This window comes from Stenotrophomonas sp. Bg11-02 (assembly GCF_002836635.1).
Classification (GTDB): Bacteria; Pseudomonadota; Gammaproteobacteria; order Xanthomonadales; family Xanthomonadaceae; genus Stenotrophomonas; species Stenotrophomonas lacuserhaii.
This window is the reverse complement of sequence record NZ_PJAY01000052.1, coordinates 71,928-96,896: the sequence shown is the minus strand read 5'-3', so window position 1 is coordinate 96,896 and position 24,969 is coordinate 71,928. Positions and strand designations below refer to the sequence as shown.

24 protein-coding genes and 1 pseudogene are annotated in these 24,969 nt (G+C 61.8%); 15 read left to right on the top strand and 10 right to left on the bottom strand.

What is annotated here, in order from left to right; all coding sequences use genetic code 11:
• The gene (locus tag CXG43_RS06820) at positions 1–663 is read left to right on the top strand and encodes an aminotransferase class I/II-fold pyridoxal phosphate-dependent enzyme (RefSeq protein WP_101099276.1); all 663 of its coding nucleotides are present in this window, start codon (positions 1–3) and stop codon (positions 661–663) included.
• A 21-nt stretch (positions 664–684) separates the two neighbouring features.
• Here CXG43_RS06820 and CXG43_RS06815 read toward each other — a convergent pair whose 3' ends face one another.
• Entirely contained in the window at positions 685–1,590 is a 906-nt protein-coding gene (locus tag CXG43_RS06815) for an aspartyl/asparaginyl beta-hydroxylase domain-containing protein (RefSeq protein ID WP_101099275.1), read from the bottom strand.
• Positions 1,591–2,033: 443 nt separating this feature from the next.
• Here CXG43_RS06815 and CXG43_RS06810 point away from each other — a divergent pair, with 443 nt between their 5' ends.
• The gene (locus CXG43_RS06810) at positions 2,034–2,699 is read left to right on the top strand and encodes an RIO1 family regulatory kinase/ATPase (RefSeq protein WP_101099274.1); all 666 of its coding nucleotides are present in this window, start codon (positions 2,034–2,036) and stop codon (positions 2,697–2,699) included.
• A 200-nt stretch (positions 2,700–2,899) separates the two neighbouring features.
• On the opposite strand, the gene CXG43_RS06805 is transcribed toward CXG43_RS06810, so the two are convergent.
• Entirely contained in the window at positions 2,900–3,238 is a 339-nt protein-coding gene (locus CXG43_RS06805) for a P-II family nitrogen regulator (RefSeq protein ID WP_042613243.1), read from the bottom strand.
• A 137-nt stretch (positions 3,239–3,375) separates the two neighbouring features.
• On the opposite strand from CXG43_RS06805, the gene CXG43_RS06800 reads away from it, so the two are divergent.
• Positions 3,376–3,630 (top strand): accessory factor UbiK family protein, encoded by a 255-nt coding sequence (locus CXG43_RS06800; RefSeq protein ID WP_101099273.1) that lies wholly within the window; start codon positions 3,376–3,378, stop codon positions 3,628–3,630.
• Positions 3,631–3,869: 239 nt separating this feature from the next.
• On the opposite strand, the gene CXG43_RS06795 is transcribed toward CXG43_RS06800, so the two are convergent.
• The 5 genes from CXG43_RS06795 to CXG43_RS06775 all read right to left on the bottom strand — a co-directional run bounded on the left by CXG43_RS06795 (position 3,870) and on the right by CXG43_RS06775 (position 7,595).
• A complete protein-coding gene (locus CXG43_RS06795; protein WP_101099272.1) occupies positions 3,870–5,651 on the bottom strand; it encodes a peptidoglycan-binding protein in 1,782 nt (593 codons plus the stop codon).
• Between the two features lie 86 nt (positions 5,652–5,737).
• On the bottom strand, positions 5,738–6,325 hold the full coding sequence (locus tag CXG43_RS06790) for a hypothetical protein (RefSeq protein WP_223181711.1): 588 nt from the start codon (positions 6,323–6,325) through the stop codon (positions 5,738–5,740).
• A 58-nt stretch (positions 6,326–6,383) separates the two neighbouring features.
• Entirely contained in the window at positions 6,384–6,899 is a 516-nt protein-coding gene (locus CXG43_RS06785) for a hypothetical protein (protein WP_101099350.1), read from the bottom strand.
• A gap of 157 nt (positions 6,900–7,056) precedes the next feature.
• Positions 7,057–7,335: a hypothetical protein gene (locus CXG43_RS06780; RefSeq protein WP_101099270.1), complete on the bottom strand. Its 279-nt coding sequence runs from the start codon at positions 7,333–7,335 to the stop codon at positions 7,057–7,059.
• 17 nt (positions 7,336–7,352) lie between these two features.
• Positions 7,353–7,595 (bottom strand): hypothetical protein, encoded by a 243-nt coding sequence (locus CXG43_RS06775; RefSeq protein ID WP_101099269.1) that lies wholly within the window; start codon positions 7,593–7,595, stop codon positions 7,353–7,355.
• A 380-nt stretch (positions 7,596–7,975) separates the two neighbouring features.
• Between CXG43_RS06775 and CXG43_RS06770 the strand changes: the two genes are divergently transcribed.
• Both CXG43_RS06770 and CXG43_RS06765 read left to right on the top strand, forming a co-directional pair.
• On the top strand, positions 7,976–8,284 hold the full coding sequence (locus tag CXG43_RS06770) for a hypothetical protein (RefSeq protein WP_101099268.1): 309 nt from the start codon (positions 7,976–7,978) through the stop codon (positions 8,282–8,284).
• Positions 8,285–8,456: 172 nt separating this feature from the next.
• Positions 8,457–8,744 carry a hypothetical protein gene (locus tag CXG43_RS06765; protein ID WP_101099267.1) on the top strand — a complete coding sequence of 96 codons (288 nt, stop codon included), beginning with the start codon at positions 8,457–8,459 and terminating at the stop codon, positions 8,742–8,744.
• 12 nt (positions 8,745–8,756) lie between these two features.
• Here CXG43_RS06765 and CXG43_RS06760 read toward each other — a convergent pair whose 3' ends face one another.
• Entirely contained in the window at positions 8,757–9,827 is a 1,071-nt protein-coding gene (locus CXG43_RS06760) for a tartrate dehydrogenase (protein WP_101099266.1), read from the bottom strand.
• Between the two features lie 93 nt (positions 9,828–9,920).
• On the opposite strand from CXG43_RS06760, the gene CXG43_RS06755 reads away from it, so the two are divergent.
• Positions 9,921–10,817 carry a LysR family transcriptional regulator gene (locus CXG43_RS06755; protein WP_101099349.1) on the top strand — a complete coding sequence of 299 codons (897 nt, stop codon included), beginning with the start codon at positions 9,921–9,923 and terminating at the stop codon, positions 10,815–10,817.
• A gap of 93 nt (positions 10,818–10,910) precedes the next feature.
• Here the strand turns inward: CXG43_RS06755 and CXG43_RS06750 are convergent, their stop codons facing one another.
• A complete protein-coding gene (locus CXG43_RS06750) occupies positions 10,911–11,297 on the bottom strand; it encodes a glycine zipper 2TM domain-containing protein (RefSeq protein WP_101099265.1) in 387 nt (128 codons plus the stop codon).
• 174 nt (positions 11,298–11,471) lie between these two features.
• Positions 11,472–12,422, bottom strand: coding sequence for a glutathione S-transferase family protein (locus CXG43_RS06745; protein ID WP_101099264.1), 951 nt, complete (start codon positions 12,420–12,422; stop codon positions 11,472–11,474).
• A gap of 330 nt (positions 12,423–12,752) precedes the next feature.
• On the opposite strand from CXG43_RS06745, the gene CXG43_RS06740 reads away from it, so the two are divergent.
• The 9 genes and pseudogenes from CXG43_RS06740 (at position 12,753) to CXG43_RS06705 (ending at position 24,737) form a co-directional block, all read left to right on the top strand.
• Positions 12,753–13,022 carry a helix-turn-helix domain-containing protein gene (locus CXG43_RS06740; RefSeq protein ID WP_101099263.1) on the top strand — a complete coding sequence of 90 codons (270 nt, stop codon included), beginning with the start codon at positions 12,753–12,755 and terminating at the stop codon, positions 13,020–13,022.
• The gene (locus tag CXG43_RS06735) at positions 13,019–14,389 is read left to right on the top strand and encodes a HipA domain-containing protein (protein ID WP_198551419.1); all 1,371 of its coding nucleotides are present in this window, start codon (positions 13,019–13,021) and stop codon (positions 14,387–14,389) included. The genes CXG43_RS06740 and CXG43_RS06735 overlap by 4 nt, the downstream gene beginning before the upstream one ends.
• Positions 14,390–14,497: 108 nt before the next feature.
• Positions 14,498–15,673, top strand: a pseudogene (locus CXG43_RS06730) (YifB family Mg chelatase-like AAA ATPase); the annotation flags it as partial.
• A 1,823-nt stretch (positions 15,674–17,496) separates the two neighbouring features.
• Positions 17,497–19,776, top strand: coding sequence for a hypothetical protein (locus CXG43_RS06725; protein WP_146033471.1), 2,280 nt, complete (start codon positions 17,497–17,499; stop codon positions 19,774–19,776).
• Entirely contained in the window at positions 19,773–20,408 is a 636-nt protein-coding gene (locus CXG43_RS06720; protein ID WP_101099260.1) for a hypothetical protein, read from the top strand. The genes CXG43_RS06725 and CXG43_RS06720 overlap by 4 nt, the downstream gene beginning before the upstream one ends.
• A 303-nt stretch (positions 20,409–20,711) precedes the next feature.
• Complete coding sequence (locus CXG43_RS06715) at positions 20,712–22,613, top strand: helix-hairpin-helix domain-containing protein (RefSeq protein ID WP_157825120.1); 1,902 nt, start codon at positions 20,712–20,714, stop codon at positions 22,611–22,613.
• Positions 22,614–22,711: 98 nt separating this feature from the next.
• Positions 22,712–23,875, top strand: a complete 1,164-nt coding sequence (locus CXG43_RS06710) for a tyrosine-type recombinase/integrase (protein ID WP_101116217.1) — start codon at positions 22,712–22,714, stop codon at positions 23,873–23,875.
• Complete coding sequence (locus tag CXG43_RS19090) at positions 23,862–24,098, top strand: hypothetical protein (protein WP_146033470.1); 237 nt, start codon at positions 23,862–23,864, stop codon at positions 24,096–24,098. The genes CXG43_RS06710 and CXG43_RS19090 overlap by 14 nt, the downstream gene beginning before the upstream one ends.
• Before the next feature lie 159 nt (positions 24,099–24,257).
• A complete protein-coding gene (locus CXG43_RS06705; RefSeq protein ID WP_232767659.1) occupies positions 24,258–24,737 on the top strand; it encodes an NIF family HAD-type phosphatase in 480 nt (159 codons plus the stop codon).
• The last annotated feature ends 232 nt before the right edge of the window (positions 24,738–24,969 follow it).

The window sequence follows — 24,969 nt, the reverse complement described above, 5'->3', positions numbered from 1 at the left end:
ATGATCGGCCCCGCCCTTCCCTCCGATGACCTCGGAGCACTGCAGGCATGGCATGCCGCCTTCCGGGACGCCCCGGTGGCGGTGGACATGACCCGTGGGCTGCCCTCTGCCGAGCAGATCGCGCTGTCGCACGCGATGTTGTCGCTGCCGGGGCCGACGCCGTTTGACAGCGGGGACGGCCAGGATTGGCTCAATTACGGCGGCCAACAGGGAATTCCCCAGCTACGGGCCCTGCTCGCACCGTTGCTGCTCGGCGTGCCGGCCGCTCAGGCCGCAGTGGGCGGCAACAGCAGCCTGGCACTGATGCACGCCGCCATCGGGCTGGCGTGGCGTACTGGCCTGCCCGGCCACGCCCCGTGGGCAGCGGCCAGGCAAATCCGCTTCCTCTGCCCGGTTCCGGGGTACGACCGCCATTTCGCCATCTGCCGCGACCATGGCATTGCGATGGTGCCGGTACCGATGGGCGCCGATGGTCCTGACATGGACCAGGTGGAGAGACAGGTGGCCCAGGATCCGCTGATCCGCGGGATGTGGTGCGTGCCACGGCACTCCAACCCCTGCGGCGCCACCTATAGCGAGGAGGTGCTGCGCCGGCTGGCAACGATGAAGACAGCAGCAGCGGACTCCGGTTGCCGTGGAACGCAGCTGGAGCTGGACATCTAGCCCGGCCCGGACCAGCCAGCGTCAGATCGCCCAGATGCCCGCGATGACCGCCACCACCAGACCCCACTTGATCGCGTGGTAGGCAAACGCACTGCGCGCACGCAGCGCCTTGGCCTTCAGCCGCACCTTGTAGACGCCGCCGAACGCCTTGTTCACCCCACCGGTCGGGTCGCCCGGCAGGTTCGGCGAGGCGCCACCGGCCAGCAGCGTGGACGCCACCGCCCGGTTGAACAGGCTAGGCAGGCCGAAACGCAGCGGACGGGCGATATCGCAGAACAGGATCACGCGGTCCTGCTCGGTCTCGTTGTGCGCGTGGTGGATGTAGGTCTCGTCGAACATCATCCATTCACCATCGCGCCAACTCTTGCGCACCCCGTCCACCTCGATGTAGCAGCGGTCATCGTTGGGTGTGCTCAGGCCCAGGTGCAGCCGCAGCGAACCGGCGAACGGATCGCGGTGCGGGCGCAGCTCGCTGCCCGGCGGAAGCTGGGCGAACATCGCCGCGCGCACGTCCGGGATTGACTCGATCAGCGCCACGGTCTGCGGGCAGAACTGCTTGGCCGATGGATGCGACGGGCCGTACCAGCGAAGGTAGAAGCGCTTCCAACCACGGCGGAAGAACGAATTGAAGCCGGCATCGTTGAAGCTGCTTGAGGCGGCGATTTTCTGCGCATCGCGCAACGCCAGCGCCTCGTCGCGGATCACGGTCCAGTTCTGCCGCAGCGGTTCCAACTGCGGGAACTCCTTGCCCGGATCCAGGAACGGCGTGGTCGGCACCTTCGAAAACAGATACATGACCACGTTGATCGGCGCCATGAAGCTGGAGTGGTCCAGCAACTGGCGCGACCAGCGCGCGCGGACCTTGCCGCGATAGTGGATGTACAACACGCAGGCGATGAACAGCACGGCCAGCACGATCTTGATCATTGATGAGTCCTCCGGCGGGGGCCGGACGCAGGTGGGCAGGGAACGGGCGCGTATGCAGCCGCGCCGGTAACGCACGGGGCGGGGGACGTGCCGACCAGGCGGTCCGACCAAGCGCGCAGGGAACGCGCAATGGTCGGCAGCTGGGCGACCCCGGTCAAGCGCCGCAGGGCGTTGGCAGCGTCGCACGGGCGACTGCCACGTTCGCATTCATGTCCGGTTTGGCTTGAAGCGACCGCCGCCCAAGGCGCAACCTGTTGATGGATAACGAATAACAAACAACTGAGACAATATTGTCCGAGTGGCATGACGCACTGTTGCGCTGCCGAACCCGTCACAGTTATTCATTAGAGAACTGGCGGGTACTAAAATTAGCGGCTCCGCTAATGCCCTTCCACCGGTTCGCTTGACGCTCTGCGCCACCCACCGGGCTGTCAGAGAACGTCATGGACACCCCTGTTACTTCCCCCTCTCCGATCTGCGGCGGCGACGCCGCGATGCCGCTGCTGCTCAAGCGCGGCGAACGTTTTCTCGAACCGGACGTCTATCGCACCTGCATGGACGGACAGCCGGCCGTGGTGAAGGACTACACGCGCTATCGGGGCACGCCGCTGTCCCTGCTCGCGCGCGTGCTGGTGCATCACGAAGCCCACATGTTGCAGCGCCTGAGCGGCTGGAAGCATGCCCCCGCCCTGCTGGGCACCATCGGCGGCCTCGCGCTGGGCATGGAGTTCATTCCAGGGCAGACCCTGAGCACCGCGCAGGCGGTGGGCGGTGAGGTGTTCGAACAACTGCAGCAGGCGCTGGACCGCCTGCATGCCGCCGGCATCACCCACAACGATCTGCATGGCACCAACGTGGTGGTCAGTGGAGGGGTGCCGGTGCTGCTGGACTTCACCTCCGCCTGGCGCACGCCGCGCTGGCTGCGGCGTAACCCGATCAGCCGCCAGCTGAGCCGCAGCGACCTGAAGAACCTGGTGAAGATGCGCCAGCGCCTGACCGGCCAGCGGCCCAGCGACGCGCTGGCCGCGCGCGTGGCCGACCCGGGCTGGGTGGCCGCCATCCGCCAAGGCTGGAAGCGCTTCTACGCGTGGGCAAAACAGCCCCGCTAGCGACGAGCGCTGGCCGTCACGCCGTTGCCCTTGCCGCTGCGCTCGCCGAGTACGGCTCGGCGCTACCGTTCTGGCCCCCGTAGTGACGGCCGCTGGCCGTCACCCCGTTGCATCTGGTGGGTGACGACCGTTGGTCGTCACGCCGTTGCCTTTGCCGCTGCGCTCGCCGAGCACGGCTCGGCGCTACCGATCACTGGGCGTTACAGCGCGTCTGCGTCCAGTTCGCCCGTGCGTATGCGCACCACGCTGCCCAGCTCGTAGACGAATACCTTGCCGTCGCCGATCTTGCCGGTGCCGGCCGCCTTGACGATCGATTCGACCACGCTCTCCACCTGATCGTCGGTAACGGCGACTTCCAGCTTCACCTTGGGCAGGAAGTCCACCACGTACTCGGCGCCGCGGTACAGCTCGGTGTGGCCCTTCTGCCGCCCGAAGCCTTTCACCTCGGTCACCGTGATCCCGGTGACCCCGCGCTCGGCCAGCGCTTCGCGCACGTCATCAAGCTTGAAGGGCTTGATCACCGCCATGACCATCTTCATCGTGGATCCTCCTGTACTCGGCCGCGAGGATAGCGCCTGTGCGCCTGCAGTGGCGAGAGTATCCTTGGCATCCCTCATTCGTAATGCACGTGGCGCCCGCCTGCCGTGGCGGCCACGCGGCAGCCCCAGGAGCCCCCATGATCGACCTCAACCAGCTGGATGACCTCGCCCGCCGCCTCAGCGACCTGGTGCCGCCGGGCCTGCGCCAATCGCGCGAAGAGCTGCAGTCCACCTTCAAGAGCGCCCTGCAGGCCGGCCTGTCCAAGCTGGACCTGGTCACCCGGGAGGAGTTCGACGTACAGCGCGCGGTACTGCTGCGCACGCGCGAAAAGCTTGATGCACTCGAACAGGTGATCGCCGCGATGGAAAAGCCGCAGCCCCCGGCCGAGTGACATAGCGGTGGGTGGGCCGCCCTGCTTCGGTGGGCGGACCAGCCCTTCGATGGGTGAGCAGCTTGCTTCGGTGGGTGAGCAGCTTGCTTCGGTGGGTGAGCAGCTTGCTTCGGTGGGTGAGCAGCTTGCTTCGGTGGGTGAGCAGCTTGCTTCGGTGGGTGACGACCGTTGGTCGTCACGCTTCTCCGCCCAGCAGGTGACGACCAACGGTCGTCACCCACCGGATTACCACCGGAACCTCAGCGCATCGCCACCGCGGCGCGCTGCTGCTCTTCCTGGCCCTGCTGCACCTGGGCACTCATACGCTCGCCCAACAGCGTGGCACTGGTCTGCTCGGCGGCAGGCGCCGGCTGGCTCATGTCCACCATCGCGCGGAAGCCCGGCGTGGTGCCCATCACGAACGCCTTGCCATCCTGCACCGCAACGCCCTGCAGCTTCTCCGGGCTGTCGATGCCGGCCTGCTTGGCCATGTGGGTGATGTGCGCGGCCATGTCGTTGGACACCGCTGACGGCAGCTGGCCACGGATCGCCGCATGCAACGGGGTGTCCGCATGCCCGGCTTCGCCCAGCTGCGGTCCACGTACCGGCGCCTCATGCGAATGCCCATGCGTGGCCTGTCGACTCTCACCCAGACGACCCAGCGTCTGCGGCCCGGCAATGCCATCGGCCTTCAGGCCATTGGCCTGCTGGTAGGCAGTCACCGCATCGCGCGTGTGGTCGCCGAAGCGGCCGTCCTCGGCCAGCCGGTTGCCGTTGGCATCGCGGATACCTTGGCGGTTCAGCTCCTGCTGCAGCTTGGCCACTTCTTCGTTGCGTGCGCCGTGGCGCAGCACCGATGAGGCCTCCTCGGCGCGTCCCTGTCCGGCTGCGGCACCGTCCTGCACGCGGCGCTGGTCCCAGAACGCTTCCGGGCTCTGCAGCCTCCCGGCCGGGTCCTTCAGTTGGTAGTGCACGTGCTGGGCGTACTGATCGGCACCATTCGGGCCGCGTCCCCCCATCGTGCCGATCGGCTGGCCGGCCTGGATGGTCTGGCCTTCTTTCACCTGCACATTGTTCATGTGCAGGATCTCGTGCGAGTTGCCCTGCGCATCCAGGATCTTCACCGTGCCGTAGCTGCCACCGGCGAAGGTCACCTTGCCCGAGATCGGCGCGTTGATCGTCGGATGCTGCCGATTGACCCCGGTCTGGCCACCGACATAGTTGAAGTCGGTACCGCCGTGGTCCTTCGCACCGCGTTCCTCACCGTAATGCCCGGTGATGTGCGGCTTGACCCCGTTCTGCGGCGGCAGCATCACCTGCATGGTGTGCTGGAACGATCCCGTCTGCTGCTGCGCTGCCTGCGCGGCAGCAACGCCGGCCACTGCGCCACCGGCCACGGCGGCGGCCGCGCCCACGGTCTGCGCCGGCGAAGCCTGCGTCTGCGTCTGGCTCTGGCCCTGCGACTGGCCCTGCGACTGCGCCAGGCGCTCCTTGACGAACTGCTCGTACTCGGCAAGGCGCGGCATCACCTTGCTCTCAGCCAGCCCCAGGCCACCGTAATCGCGGGTCGGGCCATCGTGGTGGTACTTGTAGATGTACTCCTCGCCCTGGCCGCGACGCTGGGCCAGCTGGCGGTTGTCGATGAAGTGCTGCACCAGCGCATCGGACTGCGCTTCCACATCGAAGCGGTTGCCGTTGTTCAACTGGTAGGCATTGCCGGTACCGTCGATGAACTGGCCCAGCCCGGAGGCGGACGTGGTGCCGGCGGCAGCATCGGGATTGAACCCGGATTCGACGCGGGCGATGGCCAGCACATGCGCGGTCTCGCGTGGGGAAAGCCCGGCTTCGCGGGAAGATTCAATCAGCGTATCGATCACGCGTGACTGCACTTCCGGCGAGGCATCGCCCCAACGGCGCGATTCACCGTGCAAGCGGCCATCGGTCTGATCGATAGGCTCGCGGTAGTGGCTATAGGGTTTTATCTGATCACTGCGGTATCCGGCCCCGCGGGGCTGGATCATGTTCTGGTAGATGTCAGGCATAGCGGTGCGATCCATTCTATGAAAAAGGGAATTTCCTTAAGGGGTGTTGCTCCAGGTGTAACGGTGCAGCGTGCTTCCTATCGCTTTCAGGGTTTGAAGTAGGTCACCTCCGGGTGGGTCACGCCGAGCTTGGCCAACCACTGCTCGTACTCGTCGTTGTTGGGTTCCTGCGACGGCGCCTCGCCACGGAGCGGTGGGTTGCTGTGGGTCAGCTGCTTGCCGTCGGCGTCATACAGGTAGAACCATTCGCAGAACTGGCAACCGAATGGCAGCTCGCCGTACTGCACGACGAAATACGGCGTGTTGTCCTTGTCCTGCACGCAGGCAAGGCCCACGGCGGTGTAGTCGGTCATCTCGGCCGGCTTGTCCAAGGTGCGGCGCTGGCCGTCTTTTTCGATATCCAGCCGCGTCTGCGGCGGGGCGTCATTGCCCTGGTCAGGCAGCCCCGCCACGGTCAGGCGGGTTCCCTGGCATTCGATGTGCATTCCTGTGTCGTCCTGCTGGGTGGAGGGGGTCGTGGAAGCCGTGGCGGGTGCCGCCGGGGGAGCAGCGGTGGCACCTGCAGGCGGGTTGGCCGCCGCAGCCGGTGCGGCCGGCGTGGAGGGTTCAGCCGCCGGATCGCTGCAGGCGGCCAACAACAGCATCAGGGCAGGGGCGACAAACTTTGACGTCATGCGTCGGGCTCCGGGAAGCGGCGACAGGGCCTGTCAGCAGGGCCTGTCGCCAATGGGATCAGATCGATTGATCGTCCACGCTCTGCAGCTGCCAGCACGGCTTCTGCGCGAACGTATAGATCTGCTGGTCGCTGGTGTTCGGCTTGCGGATGAGCACCTGCACGCTGCCATCGGCCTGCGGGGTGACCTGCAGTTCGCGGCCTTGGCGCGAGAGCGCCGCCGGGTCCGGAATCACCGGCCACTCCACCTCCGCCAATGGCACCTGCCTGGTCACCTTCGCCGGTTCGGGCTGGGCGTTGGCATCGATGGATTCGGTGAGCAGCGGGTCGGCGACGGACTTCTCCTGCAGGGCGATGTCGTTGCCGAAATGCGCCAGGAAGGTATTGAAGTCGGCATGCGGGCACTGCGTGGCGGCATCAGCCGGTGCGGCGGGTGCGGTGGTTGCCGCAGTGGTGGCCGGTGCCGGGGTAGCCGGCTGTGTTCCTGCCGGCGTCGTCGGCTCGGTGGGTTTGCACGCGGTAAGGGCCAGGCCCAGCGAGAGCGCCAGCAGCGCGAGAGAGCGTGATTGAGACAACGGATCCTCCTGATCGGTCGTTCGCGCGCCTACGGCGGCGCGCGGGTGCATGGAGCATACCGGGAGACCTGTTAAGCGATTTAGACAGTCGTGAAGGCGTGCTGGCCGTCACATTTTCACTGCGGCGCTCCGTTCGCCATGGCAGCCCTGACGCCGCTTACCTCGCCTGCACCTGCAGGCGGATGCCCAGCACGCGCAGCACCCGCATCACGGTCGGTAATGAGGTCGGGTAGTGCCCGCACAACTGGCGGCGCAGCGTCGTGGCGGATACACCGCCGCACTGGGCTGCCAGGGTCACCAGGCCATGGTTTTCGGCAATGGCCGCAAGCGCTGCGATGAAAACCTTGGGATCGCCGTCGTTGTCCTGCAGGCAGGCCTGCAACTGGTCGACGATGGCCTGCGGTGTGGCGGCGGGCGCCTGTTCGGCGCGGCTCATGGGCGCTCCACCGCGGCCTAGGCGGAGGCGATCAGCTGGCGACCGGCCATCAACAGGCCATCCACCAGTTGGGGTGCCGCCGGCAGTTCGCTCGGGCCCACCTTGTAGACGAGGTGATCCGCTCCCAGCACGTCCAGCACAGCTGCCAGACCCTGCAGGCTGCGCTGGGCCGAGGCCAGGTTTTGCCGGGCGGATTCGTCCAGCGGCGGCAGGCTCAGCGCCGGTCGGCTCAGGTAATGGTCCAGGGTCTTCTGCAACATCGGTGGCCTCCCATCGGGTGATGCCACCTGCGGGATTGCGAGGTGGCAGGCGATGCGGGTTGCAGTACCGGATAAACACCCGAAAAGACCGGCGGATTCAGTGGATAAAATCCCCACGCATTCGCCCGCCATGGAAGCGGCAAGGCAATGCATTCTCCGCCGTGCCCACGTGGGCAAAACAGAGCCAAATCGGGTGTTTTCAACGGGACTGCAATCCCGGCTGGCACTCTTCGGCACCAGTCGGGGTTATCGTGCGCAGGCAGGGCATTGGACGTACATCAGGAAAGTTGTAGTTTCCTGTGCGAACCGCGCCCGCAGCGACACCACGGCAGGCGCAACACGACGCTGCACCGCCCACGACTCAGGAAGAGAAAACCACGATGCACGGAACCGCCACTGCCGCAATCGCCTTCACGCTGATTGCCCTGCCCGTTATCGCGCCGGCATCGCCCCCGGTCGCATCGGTGGACGATCAGCACGCTCTGTGGACGTTCACCGAAGCGCTCGCCGTCGCGCTGCCACAGGACAACGCCGATTTCTCCAATACCCTGAGAGCAGCGTCAGATCCATCGAACAGACGGATACGGATCGGCAAAATGCTCAGCGGCATCAATGGCACCGTCACGGCGATGGGTCACGACCGTTGCACGCGCGCTATCCCGCCTTGCAGGCAACCCGGCTCCCCTTGATGGACCAGCCCGCCGACAGCTACTCCCTTGCAACGGTGACCGGCCAGTCCCGCGTGACCTTCTCCTTCGGACCGGGCAGGACAGCCTGCCTGTCGGGGATCCAGATGGGCCGTGCTTCGCGCTAGACTTTTAGAGCCTTCGCCACATCGAACGCTTTGAGCAGGAGGCTCGCATGGATCTGAATCTGGCATTCTTCGCGATGGTTGTGTACTTGGGCATGTACCTCTTCGTAATCGACCGAGTCGCTGCGGAGGTCGATCGCGTTGACCCTTCGTACCGGAAATACGCGAATGCGCCCGCAGCCGGCTATTTTTCAAGATCCCTGTTTGCCGCAACGCTGCTTCTGGATCGCGAGATGCCCAAGCGGCATTACGTGTTCGGCCTCAAGGCCAGGCTGCATCTCGCTCGCGCCATGCTGGTGACTGCGCCTTTGCTGTTCCTCATTCTCTTGATGATCTAGCCGTGCTTCGCGTCAGCCTGCTACCGCCTTCGCCACCGCCTCACCCAGCTGCGCCGTCGTCGCCTTGCCGCCCAGATCCGGCGTCAACGGCCCCTGCGCCAGCACGTCCTCGATCGCCGCCATGATGGCGTCGTGCGCCTCCTCGCACCCCAGGAACTTCAGCATCAGCGCACCCGACCAGATCATCGCGATCGGGTTGGCAATGCCCTTGCCGAAGATGTCCGGTGCCGAGCCATGCACGGGCTCGAACAGCGACGGGAAATCGCGCTCCGGATTGAGGTTGGCCGACGGCGCCAGGCCGATCGTGCCGGTGCAGGCCGGGCCCAGGTCGGACAGGATGTCGCCGAACAGGTTGCTCGCCACCACTACGTCGAAGCGCTGCGGCTGCAGCACGAAACGCGCGGTGAGGATGTCGATGTGCTGCTTGTCGACGGTGACCTCCGGATAGGCCGCGCCTACCGCATCCGCACGGCCATCCCACCACGGCATGCTGATGGCGATGCCATTGCTCTTGGTCGCCACGGTCAGGTGGCGGCGCGCACGCGACTGCGCCAGTTCATAGGCATATTTCAGCACACGGTCGGCCCCGTGGCGGCTCATCACCGTCTCCTGGATGACGATTTCGCGCTCGGTGCCGGCGTACATGATGCCGCCCAGGTTGGTGTACTCGCCTTCGGTGTTTTCGCGCACCACCAGGAAGTCGATATCACCCGGCTTGCGCCCTGCCAGCGGGCACGGCACACCTTCAAACAAACGCACCGGACGCAGGTTGATGTACTGGTCGAACTCGCGACGGAATTTCAGCAGGGAACCCCACAACGAGACGTGGTCCGGCACCGTGTCCGGCCAGCCGACCGCGCCGAAGAAGATCGCATCCATGCCTTGCAGCTGCGTTTTCCAGTCATCGGGCATCATCTGACCGTGCTGCTGGTAGTAATCGCAGCTGGCCCAGTCGATGTGGGTGAACTGCAGGTCCAGCTGGAAGCGGCGTGCGGCGGCTTCCAGCACACGCAGGCCCTCGGGCATGACCTCCTGGCCAATGCCATCGCCGGGGATGACGGCAATCTTGAAGGTCTGGGTCATGGGGGTATCGCAGGGAAAAGGGGTGTTCCCGATGCTAGGCATTCACGGATCGCATTACTATTGGCGCAACCGTGGTTTGATCGTGCCCATTTCGTGAACAACAGTCCGCCCATCGATGACCTGCGCGTCTTCGTCATCGTCGCCCGCCGCGCCAGCTTTCGTGCTGCCGCGTTGGAACTGGGCGTATCCCCCGCCTATGTGACCAAGCGCATCGGGCTGCTGGAAGCCACGCTCGGCACCAAGCTGCTGCATCGCACGACGCGCAAGGTGAACATCACCGAAGAAGGCGAGCGCGTGTTCGGCTGGGCGCAGCGTGTGCTGGATGACATGGACAGCCTGGTCGAGTCGGTGGCTGCCAGCCCTGCCCTGCCGCGCGGCGTGTTGCGGGTCAGCAGCAGCTTCGGCTTCGGGCGGCAGGTGGTCGCGCCCGCGCTGGCGCGCATGGCATCGGCGCATCCGGAACTGGCGGTGCGGCTGGAGCTGTTCGATCACCTGATCGACATCGCCGACGAAGGCTTTGACCTGGACGTGCGGATCGGCGATGAGATCGCGCCGCAGTTCGTCGCAACGCGGCTGGCTTCAAACCAGCGCGTGCTGTGTGCGTCTCCGGAATACCTGCAGCGACGTGGCACGCCGCGCACGCTGGCCGAGCTCGTTGCGCACGACTGCGTGGTTATCCGCGAGCGCGATCATCCGTTCGGCGTGTGGCGGCTGGAAGGGAGTGCCGGGCGCGAGACCGTAAAGGTTACCGGGCCGATGTCGACCAACCACGGCGAAATTGCCGTGCAGTGGGCGATGGAAGGATTGGGCATCGTGCTGCGCTCGACGTGGCAGGTAGATGCGATGCTGCGCGATGGCAGGCTGGTGCGTGTGCTGCCTGATTATCGCCAAGAAGCAAACATCTGGGCGGTGTATCCAGAGCGACTACGCAGCTCAGCCAAAGTGCGCGCCTGCGTGAGCTTCCTGCAGGACGCGCTGGCCAACGATTGAAAGCCGATGGGTGACAGTGGCATCACCCGTTGGGTGATGACTGCCCGGTGGGTGACGACTGTTAGTCGTCACGCCTTACCCGGCCCAATCAACTCAGCGCCAACCACCATGATGGCGATCATTGCCACGACGGCCGTTGTTCCAATGACGGCGGTCATCGCGACGGTCGTGACGGCTGCTGCGCTCATAGCGGTGGTCGCGGTCATAGCGACGATCACGGTCGTAGCGATAATTGCGGTTGTCGCGGCGATCCTTGGTGGTCACGTTGCCGATCGCACCGCCGGCCACGGCACCGCCTACGGTCATCATCGGATCGCCATTGGACAGGACGTGACCTGCGACACCACCGACCACCGCACCGATCGCAGTGTTCTTGTCCTTGCGCGACATGGCATCGGCGTCGCTGGCGACGGTAACGCCGGCGGTGAGTGCCAATGCCAGGGCCAGGCCACGGAATACGGAAGCGGTTGAGGTAAGCATCGTCAAATCCTCCAATAGGACAGGTGATCAGTTGCGGGGAGCGGGCGTTGTGCTGTCCCCGCACGGTTCAATCTGGTCGCCGAAGATTGCCGGAACATTGCGTACCCTGAGATGAACCGGCGCCTGTTCAGGTTGGGGTGGGCGTTGTCGCTAGCAAGGCAAATCATCCTCCCCTCAGTAGGGAGCCGCAGGCCCTGCCGGCACGATCCCGGACGGATTGATGTGTTTGTGGCTACCGTAGTAATGATGTTTGATGTGCTCGAAATTGACCGTCCCCTCCACCTCCGGGATGGCCATCATGCGTTGCACGAACGCATGCAGGCCGGGGTAGTCGGCGATGCGCTTGACGTTGCATTTGAAGTGCACGTAGTAGACCGGGTCGAAGCGGATCAGCGTGGTGAACAGCCGGATATCCGCCTCGGTCATCACCCCGCCGACCAGCCATTGCTGGTCCGTCAACAAACCATCCAGCCACTCCAGCGTCTCGAACAGGGGCCCGATGGCTTCGTCATACGCTTCCTGCGTGGCGGCGAAGCCGGCCTGGTAGACGCCGTTGTTGAGCGTTTCATACACACGCTCGTTGATGCGATCAATCTCTTCCCGCAGCGCTTCGGGATAGTAGTTGCCCGGTCGTGCGCCCAAGTGATCGTAGGCTTCGTTGAACATGCGGATGATGTCGGCTGATTCATTGCTGACGATCTCCCCCTCCGTGCGGTCCCACAGCACGGGGACGGTCGCCTTTCCGGTCATGCCGGGCTTGGCGGCCTGATACAGCTGATGCAGGTACTGAGCGCCGCGCTCGGGGTCTGGCGTCACCAAGGGGCCAGGCGCGAAGTTCCAGCCGTTGTCGCCCATATGCCAGTTCACGACGGACAGCGGGATCAGCGGTTCCAGTCCTTTCAGCGCGCGCACGATCAGCGTGCGATGGGCCCATGGGCAGGCCAGGCTGACGTACAGCCGGAATCGCTCGGGTTCGGCGATCAGCACCGGTTGTCCGTTCGGGGCGCAGCCGCCGTCCGCAGTGAGCCAGCGGCGGAAGGTGGATTCTTCGCGATGGAAGTGCCCGTCTTCGCCGGCACCGCCCGCGGTACCGGTCTGCCATTCGCCGTCAACCAGCATGCCCATCAGGAAGCCCTTTGTTTGAGGTCGGCTCCCGTTCTAACGCAGGCGGCAGCAACGTAGTGTCGAGCTTGCTCGACATCCGCCCGTGTCGAGCGAGCTCGACACTACGCGGCAAACATCGACGCTACGTGGCAAATTCGACGGCAAGGCGGATAACCGTGTGAGTGAGTCCACTAAGCACTGAAGCACCACGTTGCGACACATTGAAAACCTCACGATCATAAGGATTGATACGCACCCAAGTGGGACTTGCTCACAATCCTTACGTACTTGCGGATATTGGAGTACAGTTCGTCAGTCAAGTAAAAATCCTCACGCCTGCAAGGATTCAGCATGAAGGTCACGCTCAAGAGCCACGAGGAACTGGGTCCGCTGGTTCGTGCCACGCGCAAGGCCCAAGGCATGCGCCAAGACGATACCGCCGAAGGTATCGGCGTCAGCGAGAACTTCCTGGCCAAGGTCGAGCGGGGGGGAGGCAGCGTGCAGTGGCAGAAGCTGTTTCAGGTTCTGACTGAAATGGGCATCCGCGTAGAAATCGACGTGCCAGACACAGCAATGGCGATGCTGCAGAAGCAGGTGAAGAAGCGCGGAGTCCCGCGATGAGCCGCCACTCCATCAAGGCAGCGCCTCCGACAATAATGGAAGTCTCTTCGGACGGATTGCAATATCCGGACCGTTCGCTGTTGGCCACATGGGACGGCCAGCATGTCGGCACCCTTCGCGAACATCGCAACCTGTGGCGGTTCGAATACGCGTCGGCATGGCTGGAACACCCAAGGAGCTTCGACCTGTCTCCGTGGCTCCCACGCAGCTTGGGTAACATTCTTGACGGCAGCACCTCGCGCCCCGTGCAGTGGTACTTCGACAACCTGCTTCCGGAGGACCAGCAGCGCGCACGCATGGCACACGATGCCGGTGTCCGCGGTAGCGACGACTTCGCCTTGCTCACCTGCTACGGCTCTGAATCTGCAGGCTCGCTCACGCTGCTACCCCCGCAGGTAACGCTTGACCCGGGTAGTCGGGCACCGCTGCCGGATGACGAACTCGCGCAGCGCATACGCGACCTGCCACGGCATTCACTGGCTGGCGGCGCGGAAAAACGAATGTCGCTTGCTGGCGCACAGCACAAACTGGCTGTCATCGAAGATCGCGGCGCGCTGTACCAGCCGATCGGCGCGGAGGCTTCCACCCATATCCTCAAGCCAGACAGTACCGACCCCGACTATCCGCACACCGTCATCAACGAGTACTTCGTCATGCGACTGGCTCGCGCGATGGGACTGATGGTGCCACAGGTTCATAGACGTTACGTGCCGGAGCCTGCGTTTCTGATCGAACGCTTTGATCGTGTATCGGATGAGGACGGCACACGCCGCTTGCATGCCATCGATGCCTGCCAACTGTTGAACCTTCAACGCAATGACAAGTACAGAGCAGGTAGCATCCAGACACTGGAATCAGTGATCACCCACTGTCGCGAGAGGCTGAGCACGCGCAGGCGACTGTTTGACTGGCTGGTGTTCAACGTACTGACCGGCAACGACGACGCCCATTTGAAGAACCTGAGCTTCCTGGTCGACGCAGACGGCATCAACCTGGCGCCACATTACGATCTTCTCAGTACGGTGGCAGGACGCAGTCATGCCTACAAGCAGGACGGTGCGAGTTGGCCACAAGCATCCACGCTTGCGTGGGACCTGTTGGGCGTAGAGCGCTTTGCTGACATCACGCCCAGCTTGCTGATCGACGCCGGCATTAAGCTGCGCCTTCCACCGCGCATGGCGCAGCGCCGCCTTGCGGAAATGGCTTCCGACGTCGTCCCGCTGGCCGCGTCGGTGTTGGCAGAGATTGAATCGGAGAACGCGCAGTGGGCCGGAGTAGCGGGACCGACGCTTCAAGGCGAGATGCGTATGCTGCGCACGGTCATCGAGTTGGTCATCAAGCAGATGGCGAAGCAGTTGAGTTCCTGAGCCATGTAACGTGACCGGATTCCGACTACCTTCGTCTGATCCATACACCGACGGACACCCTGCCTCCATGGCACCACACTGGCTGCCTGAATCCGAGGGAGTCACCGCATGAGCCTCGCGCTGGTCCACAGCCGCGCCCGTGCCGGCGCCGATGCGCCGCTGGTTCGTGTCGAGGTGCATCTGTCTGGTGGCCTGCCCGCTACCCAGATCGTCGGCCTGCCGGAAACCACCGTCCGCGAATCGCGTGAACGCGTGCGCGCGGCGCTGCTCTGTGCGCGTTTCGACTACCCGCAGCGCCGCATCACCATCAACCTGGGCCCCGCGGATCTGCCCAAAGAGGGGGGCCGCTTCGATCTTGCCATCGCGATGGGCATACTGGCTGCCAGTGGCCAGCTGGACCCGCAGCAGGTGGTCCGCCACGAGTACGTGGCCGAACTCGCGCTCACTGGCGAGCTGCGCCCCGTGGATGGCGTGCTGCCCGCCGCCATTGCCGCAGCGGAGGCCAACCGTACGCTGTTCGTGCCGCCCGCCAATGCCGCCGAAGCCGCGCTGGCCGAGCATGCGGACGTCCGCGTGGCACGCACGCTGCTGGAGGTCTGCGCATCTGTCGAAAATCCCTCCCGCCTGCCCCGCGCCGAACGTGCCAGCATCGAGGCCGATCCACCGCTGGACCTCACCGATGTGCGCGGCCAGCCGCATGCGCGGCGTGCGCTGGAGGTCGCTGCGGCCGGCGGTCACCACCTGCTGCTGATTGGCAGTCCTGGCTGCGGCAAGACCCTGCTGGCCTCCCGGCTGGCCGGCATCCTGCCCGAAGCCAGCCAGGCCGAGGCCCTGCAGAGCGCAGCCATCGCCTCGATCAGCGGCAGCGGGCTGGACCCGCGTCGCTGGCGGCAGCGGCCGTTCCGCGCGCCGCACCACAGCGCCAGCCCTGCCGCATTGGCCGGTGGAGGCAACCCGCCGCACCCCGGCGAGATCTCGCTGGCGCACAACGGTGTGCTGTTCCTGGACGAGCTGCCGGAGTGGTCGCGCATGGCGTTGGAGATCCTGCGTGAGCCACTGGAGTCGGGCCATATCCGGATCAGCCGCGCGGCGCGTAGCGCGGTGTTCCCCGCGCGTTTCCAACTGGTGACCGTCATCGAGTGTATTCTAGGAAATGTGTACCTACCGACCACGCGGCTTAAGCTATTGGAACCGAACACTTTTTTTTTATCCACTGCTGAGGGATCACTAGGATCGCGTATAGCAGGGAGCGAGAAGCGAGATCTTGCCATTTCAGTGGAGCGTCAACGCGGAGGCAGGCGCAGCATCGGCACCAGCTTGCTGGATCTGTCAGATTGGCCAGCGGATTCAGCGCTTTACCAAGCGGTAGTCGCCTTCCAGCAAAAAGCCCTCTTGACACCTATGCCTTGCGGCCCGGTGTCCTCCTTCAGACGGGCACTCAAGTGCCTACAGATCGGTTCCATCGCTTTGTTGCGAAAGCGTGTAGACCAAATCACCGCAGGAGAGGTAGTTGCGTTACTGCATGCTATCGAGGGCGACCTTCAGAGCACGCAGGGCCTCTCCATTAATACTAGGACCAAGTACTCAGCGGCGCTTCGTCAGGTCATCACATCCGGGCCTGACGTTCTCAAGGACGGAAATAGTTTGCAGCACACGATCCAAGAACACTTTCCCCGACTACGTCGCCCGCCGAAGCTCCGCCGAAATGATCTTCCGGCAAGTATTGCCGTCCAATCTCACGAAGACTGGGACGATCTACGCCAGAAGACTCACGCGCTCCTGCAGAGTCGCAATAATGCGATTGAATCCGCGATCGCCAATGAGTTTGCGGCGTACGAGCGTCTCTGCACGTGGCAGGAGGAACTGCTAATCGTCCAAGTTCCAGAAGGCACGCGCGACCTGGTCCTTCGCTGGATGAACGCATCGAACCCTGTCGGGGGGCGTGTCAGATTACAAGATGCTCCGATCAGCGACATCGTCGCAGTGCTTCTGCAGGAGCAAACCGGCCCGCGCACGGCATACGCAGCGAACGGTTGGCCCATCGGACGTTATCCCGTGCAAGAGGAGTTCGCAGCGCTTGAAGGTTTCGGCGCATACCTATTTCGCGCGGTATCTTCACCATGGTTCCACGCACGCGATCGACTGCCCAACGCGGTGTTGACCGCCATCTTTCTTGCCCTAATGCTACACACGGGCTGGAACACCGGCTCGGTGGGCTCGCTCACCCTTAATGGCATTCAGCCACTTGTCCAAGGAGGGTATCGACTTCAAGGATACAAAGGCAAAACCGACGACGACACTCCAGTCGTAGACATCCCACCTTCCGCGAGAATGGTGTGCAAGGCGGTTTCCTTACTTCTATGGAACCGTAGCCAACTGGAGAAGGCCGGACTGATAGACGCTTCCGAACGTCGTGTCTGGTTTGGCTGGCAACGCGACAACTTCTCCAACATCACAGCCTTCACCTCGGACAAGCGAATCCACGCCTTCTGCGAGAGAAATGGCCTAGAACGCTTCAGACCTTCGGAGATACGAACGCTGAAGGCTGGGCTCACTTACCTCCCGCAGCGTGATCTCGAGGCGGTACGCGTCCTACTTGGACATAACGACTTGACCGTCACTGATTCGTACCTCCGTGACACGCTCTTCTTCCGCATGAACGAAGCAAACATGCTTCAGTTTCAGCGCCGCATCGAGACCACGATTACTTTCGCTCAAGGCGGCGAGACCCTCGTAGATAAGCGCCAACTACGATTGCTCGATGTCGATGCCGCGCTCATGCTACCCACCGGTGACGGGGGCTTGTGCACGAACCCTTTCTCCGGACCACCAGGCCACTCAATGGAAACCGACGAACCATGTGCGGGCTTGCATTGCCAGACAGGGGTGGGCTGTCCTCACTATCGGCTTCACGCCGACGAGCACACGCTAGAGATGGCACTACGAACCCAGAGTTACTATCGCGCACGTTGGTTCGAGCTCTCACGCTCCAATCCTGAGGCATTCTCCCGCATTCACCTTCCTCGCCTGCTGTATATGCACGTGCTATTGAAGATCGTGCAGGACCGTCGCCCAGACCTTCTCCGAAACGCGCAAAGGGCACTGACATGATGCTGCCTAAAGCACGACTTGGTTCCGAATCCGCTTCCACTGCATCCGATCCCTATCTGGTTCAGTCCAACCGCTTGACTCTGGAAGGGACTTACCTGAGCTATCGAGCAGACGACAGCACTCACCAATTTGATCTGTCCGAACTATTTCTCCCTCCGACCAGCTCGCACCAAGCCGTATCACGGCTGCCCGACGAGCCGGCGTACTTGGCCACCGCACTGGCCATCGCCGATCGCCGACTGCTTAGCGCAAAAACGGGCATGCCTGCGCCGCGCATGCTTAGTCGCCAGCTCTACCTGTTCCGCCATACTCTCGACTGGCTACGTGCACACGGTGTGTATCGCCTATCTGACGCTACTTCAGAACACACCAGCACCTTGATCAAAGAGTTTGTTACCCGTGGCTGGCCCGGAGCATTGGACCTGACCGCCCGATGGCACCGCGCTCTTGATGTGATCACACCTGACGAGCTCGCCCGCGGTTTCCACTACCGCATTCAAGGTGGCTCTATCGCGCACATCGAAACGCTTCTGCAGCCTTTCTGGCGAGCACGACTAGGCTGGGGCGGGATTCTGGGACTTCCAGAGATCATCAAGGCGCGCATCGAGAGCATGGTGGATGCACCACTCTCGCAGGGATGGACAGACCGGTCCGTCATCTCAGACGGTGCTCCAGGAGAAGGAGTAGTTCATAACACACTGGGCTGGCTTAACGACTGGTGCAATCTACCCGCTACTGTTGATCGCCTTCGGCACCGCGTTGCTAACCGACCCTCGCATGTCGCAGCGCGTATGTCACTTAAGGCAGCAGGGCGCACCGACAACCTCAGCCTGCCAACGGCGATTGATCTTCTGAAGGCTTCCTTGCGCCTTCTGTATGACGTCGCGCCACGCGTTGTTGAACTCTGCCAGTACGCAAAGGCTGTCCAGTGCGCCGTTACACCCGCCCCAATCCTATCGGCCGAATGGCTGCAGTCACAGCCTATTACCAAAGAACTTGGCACGCTGACAGGAAAGCCCGTGGCCCGCTGGGTTAATAGCGGCCATTACGGCAAGCAGGATGATGTGTATACGGTGGAACAGTTGATTGGTGCAGTCCAGGGAGCGTGCGGCGTGCTATTGGCCGCGATGAACGCCCGCCGACAGCGAGAGATCTGCGATCCTCATATTGGCGTGCGCGTGGGCGACCTAGAAGTTCTCGATGACGATCTTGGGATCTATCAGACAAGCTTCTACATCCAGAAGACGTACTTCGATCGCCATACCTTCTACATCAATCGCACCTCTGCCGATTCCCTGCGCTGCCTAGAGATGCTTAAAATTGCCTGCGCTCCGTTCGATACCGCGATCACTGCTGGTGATAGCTTATTCGCTTGCGGGCGACGCACCCAAGTTGGAGTGAAGCCAGAAGCCCACTATGCATTCACCTTCGATAAGGGGCGCACGCGATCTTTATCGAGCTTCTTGCAGGTAGCGTTTGGCGACGCGGAACGTTCTCCCTTCTCCACTCATATGTTCCGACGCTTCTATGCAATTCTTTACTACCATCAGTACGACCACGCCGAGTTGCGCGCGCTCAAGCAACATTTGCGACATCTTGACGTAGCGATGACGCGAGTATACGTCACCGATCCCGCATCACGCCCATTAGCTGAGCAGATCCGCGCTACCCTGGGACGCGACCGGTTCATGGTCGCTAATGAGAAGGTGCGCACTGCACTCGATGAACAGCAAGGTGACCTGGACGCTGCATTGGCTGAGGTTGAGCGAGAGAAATTGGAGCAGGCGATCGAACAGGTTCTGGAAGGTAGACCCACCGCAGGAGGCTTTAGTCGTGTTGTGCGGAAGCTGTATCGACAGATGTCTTCGCAGATCACGATAGGCGCTGATCAGATACCCGAGATTGCCGATAAGCTCGCCGGGCGCGGCTACCGAGTGCGGCCAATGAGCCATGGCCAATGCCACGCGCCAGACAGCAATCGTCACCTGAAGGCGCGATGTGAGCGCGCAGGCGAGCTTGCACGCGAGCATGCTGGTGCGCGCCAATGTCACGCCTGCCCCTATCATTTCAACAATGAGGCTTACTTGGAGAACCTGCAAGAGGACTTGCGGCAACTGGAGCAGGAAGCGCACGACATTCTGCTACCCCCGATGCAGCAGGCACGCGCTCGCTTTGATCACTCCAATCTTGACCGCTTGATCAGTCTCACACGGGAGAACATGGACTCCAATGCCGAGCACATGCGCGCCTTGCGGGCTCAGCGGGCCAAGTCATGAAGACCTCAGCTCACCAGTCGCAAGTTGCCAAGCAGGCCGCGCAGGCGGCAATCGACCGAAAATTGGCTGTGCTGCGCGACTGGGCAAGCAACGGCATCCCCTATCGGCACGACGCGAGTGGACACACCTTGCTGGATACGCATGACAGAAAGCTACTGGAATATTTTCCGTCGAGCTTGCGTCAATTCAAGCAATGGGATGGTTCGCAGAACTCACCTGAACTGAGGACCGCCTTGCCCAGGCTGAGTGTTACAGGCAACGATACACTTGCGAAACGACCAACCAGTACAGAGCAGGCGGTAAGACTGATCGCCACCTTGCGAGATCGCGCAAGGAGCCAAATGGAAGAAGGGCGAGCGTCGACCCTGCGCCGCCTTGAGGTGGAGCTACGATTGACGCGCCAGGCCGTAGACCTGCGTATTGGGGAAATCCGAGAGCAACAGCGTCAAATTCGGGACTTGCGTCGTGATTACTCAAACCTGCAGGCCAAGCATCAAGGCGAAACTGAAGAGTTCAAACGCGTGTTCGACCGCTTGAGCAGTGCTCTGAACGAGGAGCGCGGGCGCAACGCAGAGTTAGCCGCTCTGATGGCAAAAATTACTCCGCTGAGGAAGAGCGGCCATGGCACCTAAGGCAAATGATCCAGGCATCTCTTTGGTGGAACGACTGGAGGGCTGGCTCACCGAGGGCCATAGGGTTCCGCGAATTCGTGGTCGGGTAAACCGTGCTGCTCTGTGTCGCTTGGTTGGCCTTAGCCGGTCTTCGGCCAACAGTAACGTCGACCTGCGCGCACTGATAGATTCACTGGATGGTGGCGACGACTCCCTGTCTTATCCTTCAAACACCAGATGCCCCACTCAGGCGGTAATCGAGCACGAACTCGCCAGACTGCGCGAAGAGAACGCGCAACTCAAGCGTCAACTGAAGTCCGTCTCATGGCTACTGTCATCCGGTCGGATCATTCGATCATGAAGGGCACATTAGCGAACGAGGATCCGGTGTGGCACATCGGCATGATTGAAAGCGTACTGGAGATTGATGAAGCTGGCCTGTTTGTACGCTGGCAAACCGAGAATGGAGCTTGGCGCATCCATGTTCCCACTGGCGTACTGCCCGCTGGACCCAAGACAGGGCAGGTATGGAGATTCTTGGGGAGGGCGATGCATCACCCTATGGGTGGAGAGCTATGGCAAGTTCAGCGCGGAGAGCGCGCCCTGCCCCCAGGTGCTCTGATTTCACGCTTTCTGAGCTACCACATTCCAGGCTTGGTGAAATACCGGGCGGCGCGCTGGCAGAAGCGTTGGCCCGGATCACTTGGTGATGCTCTTACTAGAGCCCGATACACAGAACTCGCGGAAGTGCTCGCCCCCCACCCGTTAGCGGACTGCTGGGCCACGCAAGCTGTGGAGTACTGGCAGCGCCAGACCCACCATTTGGCATTGGTGCGAGAGATGAACGAGCACGAAGCAAGCGACGAGTTGGCCGCACATATGCTGGACCATTATGGCGAAGCTGCCGCTGCGATGCTAAACGATGACCCTTATAGAATGCTCGCCTTTGCGTCCTTTGCTACGGTGGACGCCATTGCGGGCAATCTCGGCGTTCAATCTCACGACCTTCGTCGGCTGCGTGGCGCCGTGGATGACCTGATGCATCAGGCGCTCGATGTTGGACGGGATGCATTGCCGGATTCCGACTTGCGAGAGGCGCTGGTGAGCGTCTTAGGTGATCGCGTAGGTGCAACGCTAGCTATCTCTGCTTCGTGTCAATCTGGCCGCATTGTCAACGCCCCACGGGATGCGTGGATCAGTGATGCAACAAGCCATGTGATCACATTCGTTGCAACGCGGCTCCATATGATGTGTAGCGGCGATGCAGGCGGCGCTTGGGAACCTGCGGATCGTCCAGAAGTAGACGCGCAACCCTCGGAGCCGAGAAGAATTCACTGGGTGCGAGGGTGGACGGATACCAACCAAATCGCACAGCTACATAGCCGCCTTGAAACCGCGCCACAGGGTGGCATCACAGTTGTCGTGACTGATAGCGCGGTCGTCACCAACTGTCTACGGACTCGATTGCCTGGCGCCACTATCGTGGAACAGCAGAAAATCGGCATGCCCTGCGCCTTGCTGGAAAGCGCGACCCGGGTGATATGGGTCACCGCCAGAGCCAGGGTTCGTGTCTTAGCCCGCATTCTGGCCAACGTGCGGCACGTATGCTGCCTGACCGTCGTCGATGATGGATCAGCACGATCTGGGGACGATGTCGTGGCGACGATGTTGAAGCGCTGCGAATCGGAGGAGACGCGGCTAGCGCAATTAGTCACCGATGATGGACGTATCCCCGCGATTGACTCAGATGGTGTCTTACAGCTGCCTTCGTACGACTCTCGACGGGCTGACCGCAAAGGTGATTTGGTGCTTCAGATAGCGCAACAGCAGCTCGAGGCTGCACTACTGGGGGTATGCTATCAAGCTGCTTTAGAGGGTTCGGTGTGTGTGGTGGGGCTGAGCGATTCCCAGCGCGATGCCCTTCTGCGGCAATGGCATCACAAACACATGCGATGCACCAACATCGTCGAGATGCACACTGGAACGGCTCCCCATAGCTGGTTCGAGGGGAGTGAATTCGAAACCTTGATCATCGTCTGGCCGACGGCACAGTCGCCAACTATCGGCTGGTGGGAGGAAGTTCACTGCCTTGCCAACCAGCGCACGGTCGTGGTTGCCACCCAGATGCTGAAGATCGATTCCAGCTCTGACCAGTTGATATCTTTAGCCGTGCCCAAGATCACCGACCCCGTATCACTCAACGACCGAGTGGAGGTGGTAATTTGATTTGCGTCGACAGAGTCGTCCTACGTAAGGACCGCGCCCATGACGGACGGATATTCTGGCATCTAACGGGATCTGATGGCCATACTGACTGGCCATTCTTGGATTACATCATTGACTGCATTGATACGCAGCAGTTGGCTAACAAGACGGTTGAAAACCGCGCCTACACACTGGTGAAGTGGTATCGATACTTAGCCGAACGGAGACTTGAACTGTGGCAAGCCTCGGATAACTTGATCAAACAGTTCCGCGATGGGCTGATGGCACGTGATGCGATCAATAGCAGTGGCGACCAGCAGGCCCGGCGGCGCACAGTCAACCTTGACTTGCGCAACGTTTACTTGTTCTACGCTTGGTTACAGCGGGATTACGTGTATGGCAACGGCCGTCGTCTACTCGGTCGCACAGCTTGCCAGATTACAAGCACGTTGGTGGATGAAAGATCCGAAAAGATAGCTTCACCACGTAAGCGCTATCCGTTGACCTTCCGCAATGCCGGAGAACGTAGCAAGCACAGGATGGGCTTTGTACCAGGTGAAGCCGATCGCGCCGCGCTCACCGAGTACTTCTACGATACCTGCCCGCCAGATCAGGCGCGTCGGAACTGCCTTCTTTTTGGGCTGGCGTGGGCCGTCGGATGGCGACGGGGATCGATCCTCAGCCTGACCACAGGTGACTTCGATCCCGCACGCAATCGGCCTGACACGGACCTACAGATAGCACCATCGGCACAGAAATTTGGCTACAGCAATAGTTTCAGTGTGCCCGCTGGCGCTGCATTGCAGGTGCTTGATTACATCGACAACGAAAGACGCGCGATCATCCAACGTACGGATAGTGTGAGTCGCGCTGTATTTCTCAACGAGAGGACCGGGAATCCACTCACCGCTGGCGCTGTATCCACGATGTTTAGCAAGGCCCGCATTGCGCTTGCTTGGCCCAGGGGAGCTGGGCTTCACGCTTGGCGACGCGGATTCACCAACGCCTATCTGGAGCGCGAGTTGGACGCCCGCATTGAACTGGGCTTAGACACAGGAGGCGATGCAATCGCGATGTCAATCGCAAGTGCACTTGGCCAAGAAAGCCTTGGCAGCCAAGCTGCTTACGTACGAGATGTACAGCGACGTATACGCGGAACTGCGACCTTTAGGGACAAGGAGGAACACGTCCGCCTATCCGATGAGAATGCTCACCTCCGCGGCCAGATCGCTTCTCTACGTGAGGCCCTAGCGAAGCGAGGTGTTGGCAATGACCGTGCATGAGATGTTTGCGGATTTCTTTTTCGCAAGCCGATCCTTGCTTGTGCACCGCGACGTGGCTGTCCGCCGGAAGAGCATCGAAGCATGGGGGGTCTACGTTCAGTTGTCATTTCCATTGATTGCCGAGGTCGGACGTTCATTGTTGAGAATGAATGCAGGCGGACGCCAAGACCCCAATCACAACTTATTGATTCGTCTGGGAGTCGCTGCAGTTGAGTCAGAGTGATCGTTCACGCCTAACGAACCTTCTGCCGCCTCGGTGTCACTTGCAAGCTACTGGAACAGGTAACCCAGTCCAACCGGCCCCACTGCGAACTACGGGCTCAAGCATTCGCCTAACCAGTAGGCGCGCGAGATAGACAGAGACACGCCAAAGGAGCAATGTGTGCGCAAGCATCTTTCGCAGAGACAGGGGATGAAGCCGACAATCTTGGCGCTGGACCTTGAAGGAACGCTCATCTCCAATGCAATCAGTCAGATTCCCAGGCCCGGACTCTGCCGGTTCCTGGAGGACGTCCGAACGCGATTTGATCGATTGATGATCTTCACCACTGTTCCCGAAGAGCGATTTCGGACCATCGCCACACTTCTGGCTCGAGATGGCAGTGCCCCTGACTGGTTTGCATCACTCCAGTACATCAACTGGTCGGGGAAGACAAAGGACCTACGACTCATTTCGCCACATCTAGGTCAAGCGCTGTTACTCGATGATTACGGCCCCTATGTGCATCCTGGCCAAGAGCATCTATGGGTGAAAATTCCTTTGTTTGGATCTCCCTATCCAGCAGAAGACGACGGCCTCAGCCTCGCAATGGAACGCCTGCTTGGATGCCTCAATGATGGCGACGAACTCTCTATCACCTAGTAGCTGGCGAGTAAGGAGCCAACTAGCTGCGAGTTTTTTATGAACCCTGAGCCTGATCCATGCCGCTAAAGCAATCGCATTAAGCCGATATCTAAGAGTGTCACGAGTCACGATCAACGCGACTAGCTCATGCCGTTACAGCAACCCTTGGGGTACTTTCCGGCGACACATAGCTCTGATCCAGTCGACTGGCCACAGTGCCGCGCACCATCTTCCATGCGCGGCCGAACTG